Here is a 24,471-nt window from a genome sequence, read left to right on the forward strand (position 1 = left end):
TCATCCGGATGTTTCATGACCGATACGCTCTCTCTGCTCAAGCTGCGTCGCTCTGTGCCGCCGCAGTTCCTCTCCGCTCCGGGGCCGCAAGGCGCCGAGCTCGACGAATTGCTGGCGATCGCGGCGCGTGTGCCGGATCACGGGAAGCTGGCGCCATGGCGCTTCATCATCTTCGCCGGTGCGGCGCGCGAGGAGGCGGCCGAGGTGGTCGCGCGCGTCTTCCGGAAGAAGAACCCCCAGGCGAACGACGATCAGGTCGAGTTCGAGCGCAAGCGCCTGCTGCATGCGCCCGTCATCGTGGGGGTGGTCTCGCGGGCGCGCGAGCACGTCAAGATCCCGCTCTGGGAGCAAGAGCTCTCGGCAGGCGCCGTCTGCATGAACCTGCTCGTCGCGGCCTATGCCATGGGCTATGCCGGCTCCTGGCTGACGAACTGGTTCTCCTTCGACCGCGAGGTGATGACCGCGTTCGGGCTCGCCGAGGACGAGCGGATGGCCGGCTTCATTCATATCGGCACGCCGACCGCGCCCATCACCGATCGAGACCGCCCGGTGATGGCCGACATCGTCAGCTATTACGGTGCCTGACGTGAGCTACTACTCCGCGACGAAGGACGAACTCGGCTTCACCTACGATCCGTTCAAGGCGATCGTGGCGCCAAGGCCGATCGGCTGGATCACGGCGCTGAGCGCGAAGGGTGAGGTCAATCTCTCGCCCTACAGCTTCTTCAACGCGATCTCGTCGCGGCCGAACATCGTGATGTTCTCTTCGGAGAACAAGAAGGATGCGGTCTCCTTCATCGAGGAGACCGGCGAATTCACCTGCTCGCTGGTGACGAAGGTGCTGGCGCAGCAGATGAACCTGACCTCGGCGCCGCTGCCGCGCGGCGAGAACGAGTACATCCATGCCGGGCTCGAAATGGCGCCGTCGCGCTTCGTCAAGCCGCCGCGCGTCGCAGGCACGCCGGCTGCGCTCGAGTGCAAGCTGCTTTCGATCCAGCAACTTCATGATCTCGACGGCAACGCCGTGCCGCGCTGGATGGTGCTTGGGCAGGTCGTCGGCACCTTCGTCGACGATGCCTTCGTCAAGGACGGGCGCTTCGATACGGCCGGCGCCAACCCGATCGCGCGCTGCGGCTATGCCGATTATGCCGAGGTGACGAGCCTGTTCTCGATCCAGCGGCCGGCGGGCGGGTAGGGCGGTCGTCGGGCCGGCGTCATTCTCGGGTGGAGCGAAGCGCAGACCCGAGGATCTCGTGACAGGAGGATGCCAGGCCTCCTTCGGCCGGAGATGCTCGGGCCGCGCCCGAGCGTGGCCCTCTGTGACTGCCGGCTTCAGCCCTGCGCCAGAGGCCCTTTGGCGCGGTAGTCGCCGAGTGGGGAGAGGGCGCGGTTGATCGCCTCGGCGTCGAGGTCGACGCCATCCGGCAAAGTCAGTTGCGGCGGGTCGAGCGTGACTTTCGCGCCCGCGACAAGCGCCGTGGCCGCCTGTTGGACGCGCGAGGCGCAGCCGCCGCAATGCATGCCCGAAATCGCAAAAACCTGAGTCATCCGAATCGCCTCGGGCCGATCATTCAGCCAGTTTCTGAGCGCACGCGAGAAGCCGCTGCGCCCTGACCAGATGGGGACGATCGAGCATTTCACCATCGAGGCCGATGACGCCGGCTCCGGGATTGGCCGCAAACAGCGCGACGATCTGCTCCGCCTTGGCCAGTGCTGCCGGCGAGGGCGAGAAAATCTCGTTGATCGGCGCAACCTGGGCCGGATGGATCGCCATCTTGCCGGTGAAGCCGTCCCGCCGCGCCGCCAGGCATTCGGCGCGGAAGGCGGCTTCGTCCCGGAAATTGGTGAAGACGGTGTCGATCGCCTCGACCTGCGCCGCCGTTGCCCCGAACAGCGTCAGCGCGCGGGCGAGGCGGTAGGGATCGGTATAGGAGCCGTCCTCCAGCCGGTTGGCTTCGGCGCCGAGATCGGCTGAGAGGTCTTCGGCTCCCCAGGTCAGGGCCATCAGCCGGTGGGAGGAGCGGCTATAGCTGCCGAGCCCGAAGATGCCCTTGGCGTTCTCGGTGGTGATGGGCACGATCCGCGTGGTGCCGTCGGGCAGGTCGGACTCCGCTTCGCGCACCGCGATCTTGGCGGCGAGGTGGCCAACATCGGCGCCACCTTCCGATTTCGGCAGCATGATCGCGTCGGGCGCGCCGGGCATGACGGCGTCGAGATCGGCGTCGCTCATCCCCGTGGCGAGGCCGTTGATGCGCACGATCAGCAGCGGGCGCTTCGGCAGCGGGCGGGTGGCGTCCAGGAAGGCGCGGGTGATCTCGCGCGCCTGCGGCTTGGCGTCGAGCGCGACGGAATCCTCCAGATCCAGGATCAGCGCGTCGGCGCTGCTCTCCAGGCCCTTGAGCTGCTTCTTCGGGCTGTCGCCCGGCACGAACAGGAGCGAACGCATGACGTCAGACCGCGACCGTGGCGGGGGCGGGCCGCTTGCGCATGAAGGCCTGGCGACGGCACTGGGCGACGAGCGTGCCGTCCTGCTTGTAGGCCTTGTGCAGGAAGTCGACGATGCCGGCATCGGGCCGCGAGCGCGACTCGCGCTTGGAGACGATTTCCGTCGTGCAATTCACGGTGTCGCCCTCGAAAAGCGGGGCGGGGAAGGTGACGTCGGTCATGCCGAGATTGCCGATGGTGGTGCCGACTGTGGTGTCGTTGACGGAGATGCCAATCATCAGGCCAAGGGTGAAGAGCGAGTTCATCAGCGGCTTGCCCCACTCGGTCTCGGTCGCGCAGAAATGTGCGTCGATATGAAGGGGTTGCGGGTTGAGCGTCATGTTGGAGAACAACATGTTGTCCATCTGTGTGACGGTTCGGGTCAGGCCGTGCTCGATCACCGCGCCGACCTGGAAATCCTCGAAATAGATACCGCCACGCTTGTGACGCACCACATTCGCCATCGACGCCTCCGCCTTCGCCTCGCCCGCCGCTGAGCCGGCGCGAGAAGTCGTAGAATGCCATCTGCCGGGAGGGAAGCGGAAAGCGCGGCGTTAAGCTTTGGGAGGGGGCGCTTAACGGTTCGCTTACCATAATGGAGCATTGTTTGGATTGCGCTTTCCGCAATGCACGGAAGCCGCATGCCGAAGGCTCCAGATGTTCCTGTTCACCACGCCGCAGACCCGCGACGCGCAGCCAGCCAATCCGGTCGTCAGCGCCATCCGTCAAGGCGCGGAGCGGACAGGTGCGGGCTTCGATTACCTGCTCAAGACGGCGCAGCGCGAATCCTCGCTGGAGCCGGAGGCCAAGGCCAAGACGTCGAGCGCGACCGGGCTCTTCCAGTTCATCGAGCAGACCTGGCTTTCCATGGTGAAGCAGGAGGGGCCGAAGCAAGGTCTCACACAATATGCCGATGCAATCTCCGAGAGCGGCGGGCGGCTGACGGTTTCCGACCCATCTGCGCGGGAGAAGATCCTACAGCTTCGCAACGATCCGCAGGTGGCGGCGTTGATGGCCGGCGCGTTGACGCAGAAGAATCGCGACCAGCTTGCCGGCGCCCTCGGGCGGCAGCCGCAGGCGGGAGAGCTCTATATGGCGCATGTGCTCGGTGCGCGCGGTGCCTCCGACCTGATCAAGGCGGCAGCCAGTGATCCCAATCGCGTCGCGGCGCGCGACTTCCCGGAGGCGGCGGCGGCCAACCGGTCGATTTTCTACGACAAGGCGGGCCAGGCGCGCAGTGTCCAGGAGGTTTATGGCGTGCTGGCGGCGAGCCATGCCAACACCCAGGTTGCGGCGAGCGCCACGCAAGGCCCTCCGGCGGGGCAGGGCGATATCCCGGAAACCGAGATCGCCGCTGCGCTGCGTCCGGGCCGCGCGAAGGGGCTCGTCGGCCTGTTCTCCACCAATGGCTCGCGCGACCCGGTCTCCAAGGCCGTCGCCAATCTCTGGACGACACCGAGCCGGGGCGGCACGCGCATGGCGTCGCTCGATGGCGGGGAGCGCTATTTTCCGCGCCCCGGCCAGAGCGACGCGACGTCGACGTCCGATGCGAACTCCCCGACCGACGCTCTCGCGTCGACCGATTCAGGCAAAGTCGTCAACGCGCCGTTGCCGCCCTCGCGGCCGAGCGAGCTGTCCTCCACCACCGCTGCGGCACCGCAGGCGGTGGCGGCAGGGAAAGCACGTCGCGGCCCGCTCGACCTGTCCTCCTTCATGATCCGGCGGGGGGGAGCATGATCGTTCGCCGTTTCCTGCTCTGGGCTCGGACCGCACCGGCCGAAGCGCGCGCCTCGGGCGCTGCCGCGCTTGCGGGCGCCTATCTGCGCTCCGGAATGTCGGACGAGGATCGACGCGAGGCGGAGACGGCGCTGATCGCGCTGATCGACGACCCCTCGCCGCTGGTTCGGCGGGCCATTGCAGAAGAAATGGCTCCCTCGATGCGCACGCCGCGCAACCTCGCGCTCGGCTTGATCGCCGATCAGAGCGATGTGGCGGCGCTGGTCCTGGCGCATTCGCCGGTGCTGACCGAGGCCGATCTGGTCGACGCGGCGGCAGTTGGCGACACGCTGGCGCAGCGCGCGATAGCGATGCGCCGCTGCCTGCCGGTCAGCGTCTGCGCAGCGTTGGCGGAGGTCGGCTGCGAAGAAGCGCTGATCACGCTCGCAGGCAACCGCACCGCAGAAATCCCCGATTTCTCGTTTGAACGCATGGTCGAGCGCCGCGGCGACAGCGGCGCGCTGCGCGAGGCGCTGTTGGAGCGGGCGGACCTGCCCGCCGGGCTGCGGCAGAGCATCGCCGCGCGCGTGTCGGACACGCTGGCAAGCTTCGTCGCCGGTTGCGGCTGGTTGACCCCCGAGCGCAGCGCCCGCCTCGCGCGCGAGGCCACCGAGCGCGTCGCGGTGGCGCTTGCGGCGGGAGGAGAGGCGACAGATGCGCCGGCGGTCGTCGAGGTTCTGCGCGCGACCGGGCGGCTGACGCCCGGCCTGATGCTGCGCTCTCTGCTGAGCGGAGAACCGGCGCTGGCGGAGGCCGCCTTCGTCTCGCTTGCCAACTTGCCAGCTGCGCGGGTCGCAGCGCTGCTGCGCGACAGACGTGGTGCCGGGCTCAAGGCGCTGTGCCGCAAGGCCGGATTGCCGACTGCACTGGAACCGGCCTTCACGGCCGCGATCCTTGCTCTCAATGCCCGTGGCTTCGATGCGGGCGGCGCACGGCACGGCATCGACCGTGACTTGTTGCGCGACGTCCTGATCGCCTGCGAGGCGATGGAGGGTTCGGAGGCCGATTCGCTCATGGCGCTGCTGCGGCGCATGGATTCCGAAGCTGCCCGCGACGAGGCGAAGGTTCTGGCGGATTCGTTCGCCGATGATGCGGCACTTGCCCTGTTGATCGAAGCCGACCCAGCCTTCCTGGTGGAGCTCGAAGCGGGCGATCTGCGCGACGTCGCCTGAGACGAAGGTAAGCTAGTAGCCGAACTGCTCGCGCAGGATGCGCTCGTCCAGGCTGTGGCCGGGGTCGTGCATCATGACGAGATCGACTGCGCGGTCGATCTCGATCGAAACGGAGGTGACCTCGTCGATCTGGGTGTGATCGGCAACGGCACTGACCGGCCGCTTATCGGCTTCCAGCACTTCCACGAAGACTTTGGCGTGATCCGGCAGGAGCGCCCCGCGCCAGCGACGGGGCCGAAACGCCGAGATCGGCGTCAGCGCGAGGAGGGGTGCATCGAGCGGCAGGATCGGCCCATTGGCCGAGAGATTGTAGGCGGTGGAACCCGCAGGCGTCGCGAGCAGAAGCCCGTCGGCGATCAGTTCCGACAATCGCACCTGGCCATCGACCGAGATCCGCAGCTTCGCGGCCTGGTAGGAACGGCGCAGCAGCGAAACTTCGTTGATCGCCTTGGCCTGCACCGTCGCGCCATTGCGGTCGACGGCCTGCATCGACAGCGGATGCACGATGCTGCGCTGGGCGGACTCCAGCCGCTTTCGCAGGCCGCGCTCCTTGAACTCGTTCATCAGGAAGCCGACCGAGCCGCGATTCATCCCGTAGATCGGTTTGCCGGTGCCGAGAAAGCGGTGGAGAGTCTGCAGCATCAGCCCGTCGCCGCCGAGCGCGACCACGACATCGGCTTCCGCTGGATTGGCGTTGCCATAGCGCTCGACCAGCTTGTCGAGCGCCGCCTGCGCTTCGGGCGTATCACTGGCGACGAAGGAGATCGCGCCGAATCGGTCGGTCATAGCGTGTCCTGAAGGGGCAGGCCCTGCGGCATCGGCGCAGGCTTAACACGACCGGATGGCGGGCGGCGAGACTACGCCGACGACAAACCCCCGAGACGAAAGAGGCCGGGCTTTCGCCCGGCCTTGACGAGAGGCGATGCGCGGTGCCGGTCAGATCGCCGGAGTCCACTGGACCGGCACCATCTCGAAGCCGTTGCCGTCCTTGGCGATGTAGCCGACGGCCGGGAAGGGCGCGTGGTAGAAGGCGACCTGCATCCGATCGCTCGAGACCATGTCGAGCAGCTTGCGGCGGGTGGCTGCGGCCTGGGTCCCGTCCATGTCGAAGACGGCCGACCAGTCGGGATTGCGCACGAAGAGCGCGGGATGATTGGTCGTGTCCGACATGATCATCAGCTTGCCGTTCCCAGAGGTGAGGGCGAAGACAGTGTGGCCGGGCGTATGTCCGGGTGCGGCGATCGGGGTCAGCCCCGGCAGGATCTCCTTGCCCGGCTCGAACTGCTTCACGTCCTTGGAAACCGGGCCGAAGACACGCCGCACGCCGGCAAAGGCGCCCTTCATGGCTTCCGGCGCCGCGTTCATCTTGGCGTCGTCCATCCAGAAGGCCCATTCGGCCGCCGGCACCATGACTTCCGCACTCGGGAAGACGGCCGTGCCGTCCTTCAGGCGGAAGCCGTTGATGTGATCGCCATGGAAATGGCTGAACACGACTGTCGAGACATCCTTCGCTTCGAAGCCGGCAGCCTTGAAGTTCTTCATCCAGGTGCCGGAGGTCGGCGCGCCGGAATCGCCGTTGCCGGTGTCGATCAGCGTGAGCTTCCCGCCGTGCTGGATCGCCAGCGTCGTGAAGGTGATGTTCAACGCGTCCTGCGGCAGGAAGGCCTGATCCATGGCCTTCTTGACGTCGGCGAGCTCGGCATTGCGGACGAAGCCTTCCAGCGGACGCTTGGCAAAACCGTCATTGATGGCGGTCACCGTCACATCGCCGACCTTGTAGCGATAGAAACCGGGAGCTTGATTCACGGGAACTCCTTGCGCTTGGGCCAGACCGAGCCCCGGAAGGTCCAGGGTTGCAGCTGCGACGAGAGCACCTGCACCCGCCATCGCGGTCCGGCGCGAAAATCTTATGTCCTGCATCGTTTACTCCCCTCAGATCGCAGGCAGACTAGCGGGGGCAGGTGACCGTTCAACCGCGACAATGTGTCGATAGGTCAAGTTTCCGTGAGGCGGCCGACGGGAGCGGTCGCACCGGCGGCTTCCGCGGTCTCGGAACCCTGCCGGCCCGCGGAATCGCGCCGCGCGAGGGCGCGCAACATCGCGGCGCAAAGGGCGAGCGAGCCCATCACGCCCTGGCCCGAGCAATCGGCGACGAGTGCCTGGAACGCAATGGCATCGTCGCCTGCCAGGCATTGCAGGCTCCAGCTCCAGTCGGGAGCCTTCTGCCGCAGGAGCGAGACGGCGACATCAATGTCGGCGCTGACCGCGCCGAGAGTCTTCCAGAAGGAGCCATGCTGATAGATGCCGCCGGCCGGGGTGCGGCGGGTGGCGAGTCGTGTCGGCTTGCGCCGCACCGTGTAACCGAGCGCTTCGTAGATATCGGCATCCAGCTCCCGGTCGGGCTTGCTGGAAGTCTCGCAGCGCGCGGCCAATGTCAAAAGATGAGTCCGGTCGTCCATTCCGGGTTCGCACAAGGATCGATCAGGGGTAACGCCGCCAGGCGGCGACGGCGTGACCGAACATCTACCTCATGATGGCGCGTGCCGGCCAGCCATCTGTACGGGCCGGCCGATCCAGGATCGCCGTGCCTCCCATCGGGCGCGACGACGGTGGTCCACGCGTTTGTTATCGCGCCGGATCTTTCCGAAAGGTGGATTTCACCTTTCGGTCAGATGCTATAGCGGGCTTTCAGTAGCCGACGACTGCGCCGCGCGCGTGACCGCCGGGCACGCGGCAGGAGCAACCCGTACCGAGAGGGGCGGGCGCGTAGAGGGTGCAGATCCTCACCGGCGTGCTGCATTGGCCGCCATCTGCGGTGGGCACCACCTCATAGGCCGGATAAACGGGATAGGCAGGGTAGGCATAGGCCGGATAGGCAGCCACCGCGCCGAGCGTCGCGACTGCGGCCAGGCCGGAAGCCACGCCCCAGTAAGGATATCCGCCCCCGCCCCAATAGCGCCGATAGGGATAATAGCCACCCCAGTAAACGGGTCTGCGCGGGTAGAAGCCGGCGCCACGCCAGCCCCAGCCGCCACGCCAACCGGTGCCGTAGCCGGGGCGAATCCCGTAGGGCCTCATGCCGATCCCGTGAGCGTGAAAGCCGCCGGCGCGGAAGCCTCCGCCTCCGAAACGATATTGAGCGCTCGCTGAAAATCCAGTGGCTAGCAGCGACGACGCAACCGATACAGCGAGAAGCAGAGAGCGACGCATGCGAATCTCCCCGGAGAACGGGACTCACCCCACACGCTGAACGTTGTGTCGCGGCTCAAGTTCCACCTAAATCGCCGGGCGCCCGATCGGACGCGGCAACGGCGATCTATGCATTTGTTACCGCATCGGATGTTTCCGAAAAGCGGAGTCCCGTTCTCGGTCCGATGCTGCAAGCGCCGCGGTCAATCGAACCAGCGCGACTGCGATTTGCAACGGTAGCCGACAAAGCAGGCCTCCTGGTCGCGACTTGGAACCCAGGCCGGATCGAGCGATTCGTCGAACTGGCAGAAGCTCCGGTCGCGGACAAAGCGGTCATAGGTGAAGCCGCCCGTGCCGAGCACGATCGCGCCATGCACCTGGACATCCCTCTGGCTGGCCGCACAAGGGCGCGATACGGTGGAGGGGCGCGCCTGTGCCAGTGCGGCGCCTGCATTCAGCGCGAGAACGAGCGTGAGAGCGATGGCCTTCATCGGAGCCTCCCGGCCTGTCGAGGCGGACAACTGACCCGCTGCGCCAAAACGTTCCCGCAGCGGGTGGATGTCAATCCCGAAACACGGTTCCACGCGAACCTGCCAAGGCAGCGATGCCATGCCAGCGGCCGCCCTGCAGGTTTCGCGATCGTACTGGCTTGGCTTGCGACCGTGCCGGGACAATGAGACGCCGGGAGCTTACGAGGCTGCAGCCAGGGCCAGCAGGGCGCCCATGATATTGATCGCCGTCAGCAGCCAGTGAGGCACTACGGCGGCGACGATTGCCGATACTTCGCCGTTCTCGAACATTGGCCCCTCACGCCACGCTCCAACCGGCCGATTTCAATTGATCCGAGGAAAGTCCGCAGCCCCCAAACGGGGGCATCTCGACGCAATCCGGCTCGCCTCTGGAGGGCGGCAGGAGCGAGGCGCCGGACTGCATCCGGCGCCTCGTATCAACATCTTGAAACCATTCTGGAATTCGTGGTGCCGGTGGAGAGGATCGAACTCCCGACCTTCGGTTTACAAAACCGCTGCACTACCGCTGTGCTACACCGGCATCCCTGACTGCTCGGCCAGGATTGCCGCCGACGGAAATTTTCTCGTCGGCGGTGCCGTAGCGGTTACCAGCCGATGACAGCGAGAGCAAGCATCTCCGATGCTGCTGCCGCCGATCCGTTGCGCGGCATTCGTGCGCAATGACGTGGAAAGGCCGTTTCAGGAACGTCTGCCTGGCCTCATCGTCTGGCTGACGGGCTCAGCTCATCGAGCGGATGATTTCGCGATAGGCCGCCTCGGGAAAGGCCTTGAGGGTTTGGGTGCGGACATTGCCGAGCATGCCGAGTTGCAGGCAGAAGCGCGCCTGGACCGCATCGTCCGGCGCCTCGCAGACGATCACCATGTCGTATTTGCCCATCGTCATGAAAAAGGCCTTGAACTCGCCGCCCATCTCCTTGAGCGCCTGTTTGGCAGCGTCGAGACGGCTCGGCGAGGCGTTGACGTGGCGCGCTCCCTGATCGGTCCAATTGGCCAGCATGATGTAGGTTGTCATCGCGCTACTCCCTGAAACGGCCCGGCCTGTTCATCGGAAGTATCGGGCGGCGGCTTGATCGTCGCCGCTGGTGGGATGGCTCCTGCCATCTGCCGGACCTTGACGTTACGATAGCACAGCGGGCGGCGGAACAGCACGGCAAAGCGGCTTTGGGGCAGCGAGAGAAGTCACGGCCTCGAGCGGCAAAGAAAAGGCCCCGCTCTTGCGAGCGGGGCCGAGATGATCGCCTGAAGTGGGGGTCACTTCAGGATGTCGCGGTCCTTGGTTTCCGGCAGGAAGAGCAAGCCGATCACGAAGGTGCCGAGCGCAACGATGATCGGATACCAGAGGCCGGAGAAGATGTTGCCGCTGGCGGCCACGATGGCGAAGGCGGTCGGGGGCAGGAAGCCGCCGAACCAGCCGTTGCCGATGTGGTAGGGCAGCGACATGCCGGAGTAGCGGATGCGGGTCGGGAAGAGTTCGACCAGCAGCGCCGCGATCGGGCCGTAGACCATCGTCACGAAGAGGACGAGCACGAACAGGATGCCCACGGCCTTCATGGCGCGGCCGTCGCTCAGCACCTGGCCCATCGAGGGCGTCTTCAGGATGGTCGCATCCCCCGCCTTCGGATAGCCGGCCGCCTGGGCGGCGGTGACGAGATCGGCCGCGCCGCTCGGCGCAGCAGCCCCGTTGATCGTTGCCTTGAGCGGCGAGCCGGCCGGGCCGGGCACCAGATCGTAGTGGATCGAGTTGGTGGCCAGCGTGCGGCGGACGACGTCGCAGGGCTTGGTGAAGGTGCGCACGCCCACCGGGTCGAACAGCGTGCCGCATTCGGCCGGATCGGCGGCGAGGACAAGCTTCACGTTCTCGGTCGCCGACATCAGCTTCGGGTTGGCGGTGCTCGCGAGCATCGTGAACAGCGGGAAGTAGGTCAGCGCCGCGATCAGGCAGCCGGCGAGCAGGATGGGCTTGCGGCCGATCTTGTCCGAGAGCCAGCCGAACAGGATGAAGAACGGCGTGCCGGCGAGCAGCGAGAGCGCGATCAGCAGGTTGGCGGTGGTACCGTCGATCTTCAGCGTCTGCGTCAGGAAGAACAGGGCGTAGAACTGGCCGGTGTACCAGACGACGGCCTGGCCGGCGGTGCCGCCGAACAGCGCGATGAGGCCGATCTTGGCGTTCTGCCAGGTGCCGAAGGCCTCCGAGAGCGGCGCCTTCGACTGGGTGCCTTCTTCCTTCATCTTCACGAAGGCTGGCGATTCGGAGAGCTGGAGACGGATCCAGATCGAGAAGCCGAGCAGGATGATCGAGAGCAGGAACGGAACGCGCCAGCCCCAGGCGGCGAAGGCTTCCGGCGTCATGCTGAGGCGCAGGCCGAGAATCACGATCAGCGACAGGAACAGGCCGACGGTCGCGGTCGTCTGGATCCACGACGTATAGAAGCCGCGCCGGCCCATCGGGGCATGCTCGGCGACATAGGTCGCGGCGCCGCCATACTCGCCGCCGAGCGCGAGGCCCTGCAGCAGGCGGCAGGCGATGAAGATCACGGGCGCGGCGTAGCCGATGGTCTGGAAGCTGGGCAGCAGGCCGACGAGGAAGGTCGAGATGCCCATCACGGTCATGGTGACGAGGAAGGTGTATTTGCGGCCGATCATGTCGCCGAGGCGGCCGAAGAACAGGGCGCCGAAGGGGCGGACCGCAAAGCCGGCTGCGAAGCCGAAGAGCACGAAGATGAACTTCGCCGTGTCGTTGTCGCCGGGCACGAAGGTCTGGGCGATGTTGGCGGCGAGCGAGCCTGCCAGATAGAAGTCATACCACTCGAAGACCGTTCCGGCCGACGAGGCAATGATGACCTTCCTCTCTTCCTTGGTCATCGGCCGAGGCGCAGCCCTCGAGTCCGATGTTTGCGATGCCATGCTCATGGCGCTTGTCTCCCCTGGTAAAGCCCTCAAGCCGGGATGTCCCGGCCGGTTCCTTCAACGCGGCTCGCACTTCTGATGTGGCGATGACCGCGATGCCGGGTGGCAGAAAAATTCCGCCACGCCAGACTGGCYCAGAGATTTGCGCGCGTATTGTCGCAGGGGCAATCGAGCACTTGGTCTTGCACCGTTCGTCTTAAGACTATCGACGAGGCGGGTGGGAGGCCAACGACTGTGGAAAACCAGTGGCTTTCCAGCGGGCGCGGCGGCATTATAGTCCTCTTCGGGAGGCCTGACGAGATGCGGTTGAGGAGGCGCGCCATGTCGCGGCTTGCGATCACCTTGTCCTGCGGTTTCTTCGTTGCTGCGACGCTGTCGACGGGCGCCTGGGCCGCCGGGCGCAGCGGCGGACACGCAGCGCCCGTGTCGATCGGCCACGGGCGAGCCATTGCCGGGTATCCCGTTCGGGGCGTCCGGCCGTGGCGAGGTGCAGGCCGCGGAGCGCATGGCTGGCATCATCGCCGCTTCGGCTGGAATTCGCCGGGCTATGATTGGCCCTGGTACGATGCAGGCGCGGCAACGGCATCGGGCGGTGTCACCGTCATCGAGCAGCAAGCCGAGGCGCTGCAGACGATCGATCCCGATGCGTTCGAGAATCTGCCCGTGCGGGCCGGAATCCAACGTTCGCCCACGCCGGAGCCGACGATCTACCGGCTAGAGGGGCCACGCTCGCGTCCCGTCGCTCGAATTATCCGGATTGGCGGCGCGGACGATGCCCGAGAAGGCGCCCGCAGCCGATACGCCCATGCCGAGACTGGCGCGCTGCTGCTGACGGTGCCGCGCCGCTGATCGGGTGTTTGCCCAAACCAATCTTCGGGCCAGAGATAGGCCTCAACTTCGTCGCTAGCGGCGGCTTGCGACGTAGAGCGCGATCGCCGTGGCATTCGAGACGTTGAGGCTGGTAATCGCACCCGGGACTTCAAGCCGCGCGACGTGATCGCACAGTTCGCGGGTGCGCTGACGCAGGCCCTTGCCTTCCGCTCCCATCACCATGACGAGCGGCCGCTTCAGCGTCACTTCGTCGAGCGCGACGTCTCCATCCGAATCGAAGCCGATGCGCAGGAAGCGGCGCTTGCCGAGCGTCTCGAGCGCATCGCCGAGGTTGCGGACTGAGATTACAGGCACATGCTCCAGCGCGCCGGAGGCCGATTTTGCCAGCACGCCGGTGGCCGCGGGCGAATGGCGGATGGTGACGATGACCGCCGCTGCGCCGAATGCTGCCGCGGAGCGCAGGATGGCGCCGACATTGTGAGGGTCGGTGATCTGGTCGAGCGCCAGCACGACGGCGTCGTCCGCCAGGTCGTCGAGCTCGGGCGAGGGCAGGGGATCGCAGACCAGATAAAGGCCTTGATGCACCGAATCAGGCGTGAGCAGCCGGTCGATCTCGGAGGGGCGCACGATCTCGGGTTCGAGCGGGAGCGTGCCCACCACTTCCTGCAGCCGCCGCAACCCGTTCTCGGTGGCGAGCAGGCGCCGGTGCCGGCGCTCCGGGTTGCGCAGCGCCTCGACCACGGGATGGACGCCGTAAAGCACGGCCTCGTCGATATCGCCGGGCCGATGCGGCGGCGGGCCACCGGCGCGTCGGGGGGCGCCGGGGCGGCCGCCGGCAGGCCTCGCTTGTTTCGGGCGGAATGGCGGGGCCATCGCATTCTCCAGATTGACCGGAGTGCCGTGCCATGGCGCGAGGCGCTTGGCCAGAGCCAAGCGCAGGACGTGGACGGATCGCAGAGGAAAGGATCGACCATGACAGACAGGACAGATCGGCTGATCGTCCTCACGGGAGGGCCCGGCTCGGGCAAGACGACCCTGATCGAGGCGCTGGCGAAACGCGGCCATGCCGTGCAGCCCGAGGCCGGCCGGGCGATCATCCGCGATCAGCGGGCGATCGGCGGCGAGGGATTGCCGTGGAAGAATCGCGCGCTCTTCGCGGAGCTGATGCTCGCGGCCGATCTGCGTAGCTACGATGAGGCGTGTGGACGAGGCGAGCTTGTCTTCTTCGACCGTGGATTGCCCGACATCGTGGGCTATCTCGCGCTCTGCGGACTGCCGGTGCCGCCGCATGCGGGGGCTGCGGCGGAACGATTCCGTTATCGCAGGACGGTGTTCATCGCGCCGCCATGGCCTGCCATCTTCGGGCAGGATGCCGAGCGCAAGCAGGATTTCGCCGAGGCCGAGCGGACCTATGAGGCGATGGCCCGGACCTATCCTCGTTATGGCTACGATCTCGTCGAATTGCCCCAGGAAAGCGTCGAAACACGGGTCGATTTCGTCCTGAAGCGCCTCGGCGCTGCGAGTTGAGCGATTTCTGCCGGGCTCGCTTCACAGGGAATTCGCGCCTTCGGTCGTTTTGCCGTTGACAGGGGGCGGCCCGGTCACCATAAGTCCGGCCGCGCCTGCCGGTCGTCGCGAAAGTGACATATCGGCGGCCCTCGGCCCCACAGGCCGATCATGGGCGCAGGCGGGGGAATGTCCCGAGCGGCAAAGGGGGCGGACTGTAAATCCGCTGGCTATGCCTTCGCAGGTTCGAGTCCTGCTTCCCCCACCACCCATCTCCTTGAAACTTGAAATTGCTCAGCTTCTGCCGCTGATGCCGTGCCGAGAGCGGGCCTGTGCCCGCTCTCGTCGAAGGTCGCGCGTATTTTACCGCAGCGGGGGCGCGTAGAGCACGCCGCCCATGCTCCAGAGCTGGTTGAGGCCGCGGGGGATGCCGAGCTTCGAGCCGGTCCCGAGGTTGCGCTCGTAGATCTCGGCATAGTTCCCGGTCGCCTTGACGGCCCGGATCGCCCAGTCCGCATCGAGCCCCATCGCCTTGCCGAAGCCGCCTTCCGCGCCGGTGAAGCGGCGTGCGTCGGGCTTCTGCGATTTCAGGGCCTCATCGACATTGCCGGTGGAAATGCCGAGCTCTTCGGCGTTGACCAGCGCGAAGTTCACCCACTTCACCACGTTGAACCAGGGGAAGTCGTCGCTGCGCACCACCGGACCCAGGGGCTCCTTCGAGATTACATCCGGCAGCACGATCGCGTCCGCCGGCTTCGCCAGCCTGAGCCGCTCGCCGTGCAGAGCCGACTGGTCGCGGGTCAGCACGTCGCATTGTCCGCTCTCGAAGGCGGCGAAGGCTTCCGCCGCGCTCGGATAGACCTTCTCCTCATAGGTCATGGAATTGGACTTGAAGAAGTCGGCAAGGTTGAGCTGGGTCGTGGTGCCGGCCTCGACGCAGATTTTCGCCTTGTCCAGAGACAACGCGTCGTCGACCTTGAGCGAGCGCTTCGCCAGGAAGCCCTGGCCGTCGTGATAGGTGATGCCGGCGAAGGCGAGACCCAATTCGGCCTCGCGGCCGAGTGTCCAGGTGGAGTTGCGTGCCAGCAGATCGACCTTGCCACCCTTCAGCGCATCGAAGCGCTCGCTGGCGGAGAGCGGCGTGAAGGCGACCTTGTTCGCATCGCCAAGGACGGCGGCCGCGACGGCGCGGCAGAAGTCGACGTCGAAGCCGCTCCATTTGCCCTCGGCATCCTTTGCCGAGAAACCGAGCACGCCCTCGCTCACGCCGCACTGGAGCGTGCCGCGCTGTTTCACCGTATCGAGTGTGCCTGCAACGGCCGGAGCCGCCAGAGTGGCGGCAAGCGCGGCGCCGGCGGCGAGGCCGGGCAGGCGAAACCATGAGGCCTTGGACATGGCTCTCTTTTCCCTTCGGATTCGGTTGCGCACGGCGCCAGTCACAGCGTGGCGTTGTGGCGGATGATCACCTTGGTCCCCACCGGGACCCGCTCGTAGAGATCGACGATGTCGCCATTGGCGAGCCGGAAGCAGCCGGACGAGATCGCCTCGCCGATCGTCTCGGGCTGGTTGGTGCCGTGGATGCGGAAGACGGTCGAGCCGAGATAGAGGGCGCGCGCGCCCATCGGATTGCCGGGGCCACCGGCCATGAAGCGCGGCAAATAGGGCTGGCGCTGCAGCATCTCCGGCGGCGGGCGCCAATCCGGCCATTCGGACTTGCGGCTGATCTGGACCTGGCCCGACCAGGTAAAGCCCTCGCGGCCGACGCCGATGCCGTAGCGCAGCGCGCGGCCATTGCCCTGGACGACATAGAGGAAGCGCTCGCCGGAATGGATCACGACGGTGCCGGGCGCTTCGCTGGAGCGGAACAGCACCATCTGGCGGGCATAGGGACCCTCGGTGATGCTGACCTCCTCGGTGGAGACACGGCCGGGCTCGTCCCCGATATCCATCGTCTCCTTCATCCCCGCTGGGGCGCGCGGCTGCGCGAGGGAGGCGCCGGAGAGGGCTAGCAGCGGCAGGCAGGCGAAGCCGGCAGCAAGGCCGATGCCGGCGAGGGTCTTTGAGAGGTTCATGTCCCGTCAGCTCCAGATCAGCAGCGGCTGTAGACGAAGGTGCCGTAGCGCCGGTTCGCGTCCGGATCGACGAAGCGCATCACCAGCTCCTTCTGCGATACCGAAAGCAGCTCGCGATCCTGCGGATCGCCGGCCGGCGCCTCGAAGCCGACATAGCTCTTGCCGCCCGGGCCGGCCTTCAGCCGCAGCTCATAGGGCTTGGGGTCGTCGGCGACATGCATCATCACACCGTCGCCGGGGCCCTTCGTGATCGTATAGGGCTGCTTGCATTGCGCCCGCGCTTCGGCCTCGGTGCGCTTGCGGTCCTTTTCGGTGTGGAAGGAGGCGATGCCCCAGCGGCCCACCAGCGCATCACGCGTGACATTGGTCGGGGGCGGGGCGGCGTCCGCGACGCTCGCCACCGGCGACAGCGCCTCGCCGCCGCCACAGCCTGAGAGCAACAGCGCCAGAAGCAGGCTTCCACTCAACGAACCGATTCCGGCACCGGAACCTCCGGCCCTAAACCCTAGCTGTCTCATCGGTCCTCCATCGCGATTGGTCAGAGTCGAAGCGATGCATCATGGTGAAAGGCAAAGGGGTGGCCGATGCTAGGACAGCATGGCCCTTATCATTGATCCTGGAGCTGGTGATCGCGTGGCGTCCATCGGCTTCCCGGAGTGCCCCCTGGCCAGAGATGCAGCAGCACAGCCGCAAACGCGATCAGGATCAAGCCCCCTTTGCCGTTCTTTCATCGGCGGAGCTATCCGCCCCGGTTGTCGTATGGGTCGTTGGCGGGGCGGTTGGCGCCTGACCGAGCCCGCGCCCGCTCGGCCAGATGCCGCTTCAGGGCCGCGAGTTCCTCAGCCGACCAGCGGCCGGTGCCGAGGACGGCCGTCCACGCCTCGACATAGTGTTCGGGCGCATAGACATGGCCGTAGCCGATGGGGGTGCTGGTCGCCACGGCCATGTCGAGCGCTAGCTGCAGCATCGTGACGATCGGATACCAGCGTAGCTCGGTCGACACGTCCGGCCCGCGCGGCTGCTTCATCCAGTCCGGCTGCCGATAGGCATCGCGATAGTCGAAGAAGGTGATCGGGTCGCTCGCATATTGCAGATAGACCAGCCGCATCGGCCCCCAGGGTCGATCGGGCGGGACCGTCGGGCCGTTCTGGTTCATGAAGCGCACGATGCGGCCGTCCCGGAATTCGGGCAGCCATTGCGGGGTGCCGGGATTGCGGGCCTCGGTGATCGAGCGCCAGTTCCGGGTCTCGAAGGGCGGGCCGCTCCAGAGCGCGCCGTCGATCGGATCGCCGATCATCTCGAACAGCTCGGCGGATTTCTCGGAGTTCATCGCGCCCAGGCTGAGGCCGTGCAGATAGAGCTTCGGCCGCGCGTCATGGGGCAGGGCGGTCCAGTGGCGATAGATCTCGCGGAAGAGCGCGCGGGCGGTCTCGGCTCCGTATTCCGGCTGGGTCAGGAGCGAGAGGGGGCTGCTCAGATAGGAGTACTGCACCGCGACGCTGGCGACATCGCCATCGCGCAGATGTTCCAGCGCATCCATCGCGGAAGGATCGACCCAGCCGGTGCCCGTCGGCGTCACGACGACGAGCGTCGAACGCGAAAAGCCGCCGACGCGCTTGAGTTCCTCCAGAGCGAGCCTGGCCCGCGCCTCGGCCGTCTGGGCGCCGCGCAGACCGACATAGACCCGGATGGGCTCCATTGCCGGATGCCCGGTCTCGGCGCTGATCCGCGCGGCGGTCGGGCCAGCGGCGATGAATTCACGACCGGCACGGCCGAGTTCCTGCCAGTTCACGAGCGAGGCCGGGCTGCCGGTCTTGTTCGGGGCGGTGGGTTGCGGCCGCTCGGGCTCGAGCCGGGCATCCAGTTCGCGATAGGAGGAATCCAGCATGCGGAAGACCGCGCTCGCCAGGACGTTGCTCGCCAGCGACCAGAACAGGAGCGCGGCCAGGCCGACGCCGATCACGGTGGCGAGCCGGGCAGGGATGAAGCGCCGGGTGACGCCGACCAGCCAGTCGGCCAGCCGCTTGAACAGGCGCGCGATGACCAGCACCAGCACAAAGGTCGCGAATGCCATGAGGCACAGCTTGGTCGGGTGAGAACTCGGCAAATGACTCAGACCGACGACCGCGCGAACGGAATTCTGCCACTCGGCCGCTTTCCACAGGAACAGCAGCGCGATCAGCAGGGACAAGAGAAGTGCCACGGCATTGGTCGGCCGCCGCAGCCGGTCCGACGGCTCGGGGAGTTCGAGATAGCGCCAGAGCTGTCGCGACAGAACGCCGAGGCCATAGCCGATCGCAAAGCAGATGCCGGCGAGCGCACCCTGCGTGAGATAGCTGCGCGGTACGAGAGTCGGCGTCAGAGCTGCTGCGAACAGCAGCGTTCCCAAGACCAAGCCTACGCCCGACAGCGACGACAACTGCCTGCGAATCCAACGCGTCACGACTGGCTATCCCCCTCGCTCGGATCCGTCCGGCCGTTTCGCCGACAATGTTCCGATGCGGAACCGTAGTCGCCGCACATCCGGGCTGGCAATGCAGGTGAAGCGACGGAGGGTTGCGGCACAGGCGGTTGTGCATAGCTGTATCGAAATATTATATAGATGCTTATGACAAGCATGCCTACAAAGCCACCGCCGACCGTGGGCTTCCTCCTGCACGACGTCGCGCGTCTGCTGCGCAAGCGCTTCGAGCAGAACGCCCGCGACACTGGCCTGACGCGCTCACAATGGCAGGTGCTCGCCTATCTCGACCGGAATGCCGGCATCCAGCAGGGGATGCTCGCCGAGCTGATCGACGTCGAGCCGATCACCGTCGGCCGGATCGTCGACAAGCTTGAGAGCTGCGGGCTGGTCGAGCGCAGGCCCAATCCGAACGACCGGCGCAGCTGGCAGCTCTACCTGACCGAGAAGGCGGGGCCGACGCTCGAAACGATGCGCGCGCTCGGCGAAGTCACGCGGGCAGAGGCGTTCGGCACGATTCCTGAAGCGGAGCGCGCGCGACTGCTCGGCCTCCTCGAAACCATGAAAGAGAATCTTGTGGCCGCCTGCCAATCGCCGGCGGCCGAAGGACAGGTCCGCCATGGATGACGTTGCCAGAAGAACCGATGCCGGCGTGGAGAATGCTCGCGAACCCGAGCCGCGTGACAATGTGACCGAGATCAAGCGCGCGGGAGAGATGAAGGCGCCGCCTGCGCCCGCCGGCAATACGCCCGAGACGACGCCGGTCGCCGCTTCCGCTCCCTCGCCGACGCGCCCCGCGCGCAACCGCAAGCGCCAGTTGCTCTTCGCGCTGCTGCCGGTCGCGCTGATCGCGGGCGGATATACCTACGTCACCGGCGGTCAGGTGATGTCGACCGACAACGCTTACGTGCAGGCCGACATCGTCGGCATCTCGACGGATGTCGCGGGGATCGTCAGCGAGGTCGATGTCCGCGACAACCAGCCGGTGAAGGCCGGCGAAGTGCTCTTCCGGCTCGACGACAAGCCGTTCCGCTTCGCGCTGGAGCGGGCCGACGCGCAGATCGGCGTGGTCAGCAACGATCTCGCGGCGCTGAAGGCGACCTACAAGGGCATGCAAAGCCAGATCGCCCAGGCCGAGAGCGATATCGCGTTCTTCCAGACCACGTTCAAGCGCCAGCAGGACCTCGCCACGAAATCCGTCGCGTCGCAGGCGACCTACGATCAGGCCAAGCACGATCTCGACGGCTCGCAGCAGAAGCTGGTGCAGTTGCAGACCCAGCTCGCCGGCATCGCCGCCGGCCTGAACGGCAAGCCCGATGCGCCGATCGAGGAACATCCGCGCTACCGCGACGCCGTCGCCGCCCGCGCCGAGGCAGCCCGCCAGCTCGACCATACCGTGGTGCGCGCATCGATGGACGGCATCGTCACCAACGTGCCCTCGCTGCAGAAGGGGCAATATCTGGCAGAGGCGACCAACGCCTTCAGCCTGGTTTCCACGGACCATGTCTGGATCCAGGCGAACCCCAAGGAGACCGAGCTGACCTGGGTGCGGCCGGGGCAGAAGGCCGAAATCTATGTCGACACCTATCCAGGCGCGAACTGGAGCGGCACGGTCGACAGCATCAGCCCGGCCTCGGCGGCAAGCTTCTCGCTGCTGCCGGCACAGAACACCAGCGGCAACTGGGTCAAGGTCGTCCAGCGCATCGCCATGCGGGTGAAGATCGAGACGCCGCCCGACCGGCCGCAACTGCGCGCCGGCATGAGCGTGACGCTCGATGTCGACACCGGCCATGCGCGCGGCATGCCTGACTTCATTGGCTCGGCGATGGGCATGAGCAAGAACCCGGGCACGGGCAAAAACCCGAGCATGGACAAGAAGACAGAGAACAACCATGGCTAGCGCCATCGCCGCGGCAGCGACCCCGGTCGCCAACCGCGGCGCCATCACCGCCTGCGTCATTCTCGCGGTGATCATGCAGGCGCTCGACACCACGATTGCCAATGTCGCGCTGCCCTATATCCAGGGCAGCGTCTCGGCCAGCGCCGACCAGATCAACTGGGTCCTGACCTCCTACATCGTCGCGGCCGCGATCATGACGCCGCCCTCAGGCTTCCTGGCCGCGCGCTTCGGGCGCAAGCGGGTGCTGTCGGTGGCGATCATCGGCTTCGTCGTCGCCTCGATCCTGTGCGGGGCGGCGCAGTCGCTCCCCCAGATCGTCGGCTTTCGGCTGATGCAGGGCTTCTTCGGCGCGGCGCTGGTGCCGCTGTCGCAGAGCATCCTGCTCGACATCTACACGCCCGAGGAGCGCGGCTCGGCGATGGCGCTGTTCGGCGTCTCGGTGATGGTGGGGCCGGTGCTCGGCCCGGTGATCGGCGGCTGGCTGACCGAGAACATCTCCTGGCGCTGGGTGTTCTACATCAACCTGCCGCTGGGCATCCTGGCTTTGGTCGGCGTCTCGATCTTCGTCAGCGAGACGAAATCCAGTGCATCGGCGAAGCTCGACTGGGTCGGTTTCGGCGCGCTCAGCATCGCGATCGGCGCGTTGCAGCTCTTCCTCGATCGCGGTGCGCAGCTCGACTGGTTCGACTCCTTCGAGATCGTCGTCGAGGCGACGGTCTGCGTCGCGGCGCTCTATATCCTCGTGGTGCATACGTTCACGGCCGAGAATTCCTTCATCAAGCCGCGGCTTTTCCTCGACCGTAATTTCTGCGTCGGGCTGATCTTCATCTTCATCGTCGGCATCTGCTACCTGGCGTCGCTGGCGCTGATGACGCCCTATCTGCAGACGCTGATGGGCTATCCGGTGGTGACCGCCGGCATCGTCATGGGGCCGCGGGGCTTAGGCACGATGGCCTGCATGTTCATGGTCGGGAAGCTGATCGGCAAGGTCGATACACGCATCCTGCTCGGTTCCGGCCTGCTGGTCAGCGCCTGGGCGATGTACGATATGGCCGGCTGGACGCCCGACGTGTCGCAACAGACCATCATGGTGACCGGCTTCCTGCAGGGGGCGGGGCTCGGACTGCTCTTCGTGCCGCTGACGACGATCACCTTCGCGACGCTCCCGGCCGAGTATCGCGGCGACGGCACCGGCCTCTACAACCTCTCGCGCAATATCGGCTCGAGCGTGGGCATCTCGCTGGTCGCCTATCTGCTCACCCGCAACGTGCAGGTGAACCATGCCGAGATCGCGAATTATGTCACGCCGTTCAACCGCATCTTCGATATGCCGGCGATCAAGGAGGCCTGGGATCCGCTGACGCTGGCGGGGCGCGCCGCGCTCGACGAGGTCGTGACACGGCAGGCGACGATCATTTCCTATGTCGACGACTTCAAGCTGCTGATGATCCTCTGCCTTGCAGCGCTGCCCTTCCTGGCGCTGTTGCGCACGCCTCGCCAAAAGGCGGCTGCGCCGGCTGATGACCACGCGATGGTGATGGAGTAGCGCCTCGCGTGGCGCGTCGGCCTTGGGGCTGACCCAAGGTTAATCTTGTTCGGTCAAACTCGCCTGAAATCTCACCTAGAGCTTTTGCGCAGATCGATTTCAGTCGATTATCATGGTGTCGGATTAACGCAATTTTAACGCTACGAGCCCGTGTCATGCGACCAGAGCGCGTGCCTCGAATCCCCACCCCGTTCCGCATCTCCAGCCCGGCTCGGATGCCGCGGGCGGCGAACGACAACGTTCCCGAAAATCCCGCGAGCATGGCGAGCTTTTTCGTCGGGCGGTTCGTGATCCTCGTGGCGCTGGTGGCGGCGCTGGCGATCATGCTCGGCTGCGCCGTCTGGTTCGGGCGCACCGTCTGGCGGCTGTTGACCTGAGGGACTGCGCGCCGGCTGCACTGGCTGGCGAGCGGGGCCGCGCAACGCTTGCGTCAGAGCACGCACCGATCCGATTGCGCCGCAATCCGACCGGATCATGCGTTCTCTCTCAATAAGTTAGAGGAGGTTCCGAGCAGGTTGATTCAACCTGGCCGGACCCGGTTCTAGCGCGCGTTGGTGAAAGCCTTTCGACTGAACACCGTTCGGAACAGGATCGCGACGTCGAGCCAGAACGACCAGTTGTCGATGTACCAGTGATCATAGGCGACGCGCTTGGCCATCTTCTCGTCGGTGTCGGTCTCGCCCCGAAAGCCGTTCACCTGAGCCCAGCCGGTTATGCCCGGCTTGACGTTGTGACGGCGCGCGTAGTTGGCGATCCTGCACTGGAACTCGACATCATGGGCGAGCGCATGCGGCCGCGGCCCCACCAGCGACATGTCACCGGCAATCACGTTCAGAAGCTGGGGCAGTTCGTCGAGATTGTAGCGGCGCAGCACCTGCCCGACCCTGGTGATCCGGGGATCGTTGCGCTTGGCCTGGACGACGACCTGGCCGTCGTCGGTCGTGGTCATGGTCCGGAACTTGAAGATGCGGAACGCCTGCTGATTGAAGCCATAGCGACGCTGCCGGAAGAGGATTGGGCCGGGCGAGTCGAGCCGGATCAACGCGGCGATCATGATGAGGAGCGGCAGGGTCAGGACCAAACCCGAGACGGCAGCAACCATGTCGAGCGCGCGCTTGGTGGCGATCTCCGCTCCGGACAGCGGCTGACGGGTCAGGCGCAGGCTGGAAAACGAGCCGGAGCGAACGAAATGCGGCGTCTCAAAACGCTCCATGATCGGCTCAGGCGCGAGATGGATCGCGACCGGAAGATTGGTGAAGGCGCCGACGCAGGCCTCGATGGTCTTCTGCTCCGACCAGGGCAGGGCGATGAGGACGGCATCGGGCCGCCTGGCCCGGCAATTTGCCACGGCGGCGGCCAGATTGGCCGAGAGTTCCGCCGGATTGCCATCCCGGCCCGATTTCAGGAACGCAACGTCTGCGATCGCGAAACCGACATGCCAGGGTTTGTGCCGGGCGACGAAGGACATCACGTTGTCTTCCCGCCCGATCAGGAACACGCGCTCGGACGTGATCCGACCTGCCTTGCTACCGGCTGCGACCCACCGGGCAAGAAGCGAGCGCGACAGCGCAATCACCGGTATTCCGGCGAAATAGGTCGTGAAAATGACGATTCGCGAATAGTGACCAGTGATCTTGGCGACGAAGATGAGCGCCAGGAAAGCGACCATCGTGATGTTCCAGACCGAGAAGGCCGATGCGATCTGTCCCTGGGGCGAGAGGTAGTTTTTGAGCTGATAGCGCCCTTGCATCAGATTGATGAAGACGAAGATCGTCATCAGCATCGCCGCCAGCTCGGGGGCAGCGCGATCCATGCCGATTTCGTTCTGAGTTACCAGGTAATAGGCGGCCGACGCCGCACCGACGAGAGAGCCGACGATGATCGCGTCGCTCGCCGCAGTGAGCGGCCCGAGCCAGTACCGCCAAAGGCGCGGCCGGCTTTCGGACGTTGTCAGCAGCGTGCTGTCCAGATCGTTGACGCTCATGTCACCCCGCCTTCAGATCCGAGCGGCAGCGACGCCTCGTCCCAAAGCGGGACGCAGGCTCACAGCGGATCCGTCGTGAAGGCTGAGGTGGCAATGCCTGTGCCGCCAACAGG

Annotated in this window: 25 protein-coding genes and 2 tRNA genes; 10 read left to right on the forward strand and 17 right to left on the reverse strand. The window is 66.0% G+C overall.

The window, feature by feature from the left end:
- The first annotated feature begins 15 nt into the window (after nt 1-15).
- Nucleotides 16-585, forward strand: a complete 570-nt coding sequence (locus tag AB4Z10_RS17885) for a nitroreductase family protein (RefSeq protein WP_441471729.1) — start codon at nt 16-18, stop codon at nt 583-585.
- Nucleotide 586: 1 nt separating this feature from the next.
- Nucleotides 587-1,195: a flavin reductase family protein gene (locus tag AB4Z10_RS17890; RefSeq protein WP_441471730.1), complete on the forward strand. Its 609-nt coding sequence runs from the start codon at nt 587-589 to the stop codon at nt 1,193-1,195.
- A gap of 137 nt (nt 1,196-1,332) precedes the next feature.
- Here the strand turns inward: AB4Z10_RS17890 and AB4Z10_RS17895 are convergent, their stop codons facing one another.
- Genes AB4Z10_RS17895 through AB4Z10_RS17905 form a run of 3 tightly spaced genes read right to left on the reverse strand, consistent with a single transcriptional unit; the run spans nt 1,333 to nt 2,948 of the window.
- Nucleotides 1,333-1,548, reverse strand: coding sequence for a heavy-metal-associated domain-containing protein (locus AB4Z10_RS17895; protein ID WP_441471731.1), 216 nt, complete (start codon nt 1,546-1,548; stop codon nt 1,333-1,335).
- A gap of 19 nt (nt 1,549-1,567) precedes the next feature.
- Nucleotides 1,568-2,446 carry an HpcH/HpaI aldolase/citrate lyase family protein gene (locus AB4Z10_RS17900; RefSeq protein WP_441471732.1) on the reverse strand — a complete coding sequence of 293 codons (879 nt, stop codon included), beginning with the start codon at nt 2,444-2,446 and terminating at the stop codon, nt 1,568-1,570.
- A gap of 4 nt (nt 2,447-2,450) precedes the next feature.
- A complete protein-coding gene (locus tag AB4Z10_RS17905) occupies nt 2,451-2,948 on the reverse strand; it encodes a MaoC family dehydratase (protein WP_441471733.1) in 498 nt (165 codons plus the stop codon).
- A gap of 193 nt (nt 2,949-3,141) precedes the next feature.
- Here AB4Z10_RS17905 and AB4Z10_RS17910 point away from each other — a divergent pair, with 193 nt between their 5' ends.
- Nucleotides 3,142-4,221 carry a lytic transglycosylase domain-containing protein gene (locus tag AB4Z10_RS17910; RefSeq protein ID WP_441471734.1) on the forward strand — a complete coding sequence of 360 codons (1,080 nt, stop codon included), beginning with the start codon at nt 3,142-3,144 and terminating at the stop codon, nt 4,219-4,221.
- Complete coding sequence (locus AB4Z10_RS17915; RefSeq protein ID WP_441471735.1) at nt 4,218-5,432, forward strand: DUF2336 domain-containing protein; 1,215 nt, start codon at nt 4,218-4,220, stop codon at nt 5,430-5,432. Before AB4Z10_RS17910 ends, AB4Z10_RS17915 begins: the two co-directional genes overlap by 4 nt.
- Nucleotides 5,433-5,444: 12 nt before the next feature.
- On the opposite strand, the gene AB4Z10_RS17920 is transcribed toward AB4Z10_RS17915, so the two are convergent.
- The 8 genes from AB4Z10_RS17920 to AB4Z10_RS17955 all read right to left on the reverse strand — a co-directional run bounded on the left by AB4Z10_RS17920 (nt 5,445) and on the right by AB4Z10_RS17955 (nt 12,013).
- Complete coding sequence (locus AB4Z10_RS17920; protein ID WP_441471736.1) at nt 5,445-6,218, reverse strand: NAD kinase; 774 nt, start codon at nt 6,216-6,218, stop codon at nt 5,445-5,447.
- Between the two features lie 150 nt (nt 6,219-6,368).
- Nucleotides 6,369-7,238 carry an MBL fold metallo-hydrolase gene (locus AB4Z10_RS17925; protein ID WP_441471737.1) on the reverse strand — a complete coding sequence of 290 codons (870 nt, stop codon included), beginning with the start codon at nt 7,236-7,238 and terminating at the stop codon, nt 6,369-6,371.
- 188 nt (nt 7,239-7,426) lie between these two features.
- Nucleotides 7,427-7,891 carry a hypothetical protein gene (locus AB4Z10_RS17930; RefSeq protein WP_441471738.1) on the reverse strand — a complete coding sequence of 155 codons (465 nt, stop codon included), beginning with the start codon at nt 7,889-7,891 and terminating at the stop codon, nt 7,427-7,429.
- A 229-nt stretch (nt 7,892-8,120) separates the two neighbouring features.
- The gene (locus AB4Z10_RS17935) at nt 8,121-8,510 is read right to left on the reverse strand and encodes a hypothetical protein (protein ID WP_441471739.1); all 390 of its coding nucleotides are present in this window, start codon (nt 8,508-8,510) and stop codon (nt 8,121-8,123) included.
- A 314-nt stretch (nt 8,511-8,824) separates the two neighbouring features.
- Nucleotides 8,825-9,112, reverse strand: a complete 288-nt coding sequence (locus tag AB4Z10_RS17940; RefSeq protein ID WP_441471740.1) for a hypothetical protein — start codon at nt 9,110-9,112, stop codon at nt 8,825-8,827.
- Between the two features lie 484 nt (nt 9,113-9,596).
- Nucleotides 9,597-9,671: transfer RNA gene (locus AB4Z10_RS17945), tRNA-Thr, on the reverse strand.
- A gap of 198 nt (nt 9,672-9,869) precedes the next feature.
- Nucleotides 9,870-10,163, reverse strand: a complete 294-nt coding sequence (locus AB4Z10_RS17950) for a GYD domain-containing protein (RefSeq protein WP_441471741.1) — start codon at nt 10,161-10,163, stop codon at nt 9,870-9,872.
- A 239-nt stretch (nt 10,164-10,402) separates the two neighbouring features.
- Entirely contained in the window at nt 10,403-12,013 is a 1,611-nt protein-coding gene (locus tag AB4Z10_RS17955) for an MFS transporter (RefSeq protein ID WP_441471742.1), read from the reverse strand.
- A gap of 366 nt (nt 12,014-12,379) precedes the next feature.
- Here AB4Z10_RS17955 and AB4Z10_RS17960 point away from each other — a divergent pair, with 366 nt between their 5' ends.
- Complete coding sequence (locus AB4Z10_RS17960; RefSeq protein WP_441471743.1) at nt 12,380-12,907, forward strand: hypothetical protein; 528 nt, start codon at nt 12,380-12,382, stop codon at nt 12,905-12,907.
- 54 nt (nt 12,908-12,961) lie between these two features.
- Here the strand turns inward: AB4Z10_RS17960 and rlmB are convergent, their stop codons facing one another.
- Nucleotides 12,962-13,762, reverse strand: coding sequence for a 23S rRNA (guanosine(2251)-2'-O)-methyltransferase RlmB (gene rlmB / locus AB4Z10_RS17965; protein WP_441471744.1), 801 nt, complete (start codon nt 13,760-13,762; stop codon nt 12,962-12,964).
- A 99-nt stretch (nt 13,763-13,861) separates the two neighbouring features.
- Here rlmB and AB4Z10_RS17970 point away from each other — a divergent pair, with 99 nt between their 5' ends.
- A complete protein-coding gene (locus tag AB4Z10_RS17970) occupies nt 13,862-14,416 on the forward strand; it encodes an AAA family ATPase (protein ID WP_441471745.1) in 555 nt (184 codons plus the stop codon).
- 162 nt (nt 14,417-14,578) lie between these two features.
- Nucleotides 14,579-14,663 (forward strand) — tRNA-Tyr (locus tag AB4Z10_RS17975).
- Nucleotides 14,664-14,758: 95 nt separating this feature from the next.
- On the opposite strand, the gene AB4Z10_RS17980 is transcribed toward AB4Z10_RS17975, so the two are convergent.
- The 4 genes from AB4Z10_RS17980 to AB4Z10_RS17995 all read right to left on the reverse strand — a co-directional run bounded on the left by AB4Z10_RS17980 (nt 14,759) and on the right by AB4Z10_RS17995 (nt 18,910).
- Complete coding sequence (locus tag AB4Z10_RS17980) at nt 14,759-15,790, reverse strand: amino acid ABC transporter substrate-binding protein (RefSeq protein ID WP_441471746.1); 1,032 nt, start codon at nt 15,788-15,790, stop codon at nt 14,759-14,761.
- A 41-nt stretch (nt 15,791-15,831) separates the two neighbouring features.
- Complete coding sequence (locus AB4Z10_RS17985) at nt 15,832-16,467, reverse strand: L,D-transpeptidase (protein WP_441471747.1); 636 nt, start codon at nt 16,465-16,467, stop codon at nt 15,832-15,834.
- A gap of 17 nt (nt 16,468-16,484) precedes the next feature.
- On the reverse strand, nt 16,485-16,934 hold the full coding sequence (locus AB4Z10_RS17990; RefSeq protein ID WP_441471748.1) for a hypothetical protein: 450 nt from the start codon (nt 16,932-16,934) through the stop codon (nt 16,485-16,487).
- Nucleotides 16,935-17,206: 272 nt separating this feature from the next.
- Entirely contained in the window at nt 17,207-18,910 is a 1,704-nt protein-coding gene (locus AB4Z10_RS17995) for an alpha/beta hydrolase (RefSeq protein WP_441471749.1), read from the reverse strand.
- A gap of 174 nt (nt 18,911-19,084) precedes the next feature.
- On the opposite strand from AB4Z10_RS17995, the gene AB4Z10_RS18000 reads away from it, so the two are divergent.
- From AB4Z10_RS18000 to AB4Z10_RS18010, 3 genes are read left to right on the forward strand one after another with little or no spacing between them, the layout of a single operon-like run.
- A complete protein-coding gene (locus AB4Z10_RS18000; protein WP_441471750.1) occupies nt 19,085-19,555 on the forward strand; it encodes a MarR family winged helix-turn-helix transcriptional regulator in 471 nt (156 codons plus the stop codon).
- Nucleotides 19,548-20,828, forward strand: coding sequence for an HlyD family secretion protein (locus AB4Z10_RS18005; RefSeq protein WP_441471751.1), 1,281 nt, complete (start codon nt 19,548-19,550; stop codon nt 20,826-20,828). The genes AB4Z10_RS18000 and AB4Z10_RS18005 overlap by 8 nt, the downstream gene beginning before the upstream one ends.
- Nucleotides 20,821-22,374, forward strand: coding sequence for a DHA2 family efflux MFS transporter permease subunit (locus tag AB4Z10_RS18010; RefSeq protein WP_441471752.1), 1,554 nt, complete (start codon nt 20,821-20,823; stop codon nt 22,372-22,374). The genes AB4Z10_RS18005 and AB4Z10_RS18010 overlap by 8 nt, the downstream gene beginning before the upstream one ends.
- 541 nt (nt 22,375-22,915) lie before the next feature.
- Here AB4Z10_RS18010 and AB4Z10_RS18015 read toward each other — a convergent pair.
- Complete coding sequence (locus AB4Z10_RS18015) at nt 22,916-24,358, reverse strand: undecaprenyl-phosphate glucose phosphotransferase (RefSeq protein ID WP_441471753.1); 1,443 nt, start codon at nt 24,356-24,358, stop codon at nt 22,916-22,918.
- Nucleotides 24,359-24,471 lie beyond the last annotated feature (113 nt).

This window comes from Allobosea sp. RAF48, from assembly GCF_052114025.1.
Taxonomy (GTDB): domain Bacteria; phylum Pseudomonadota; class Alphaproteobacteria; order Rhizobiales; family Beijerinckiaceae; genus Allobosea.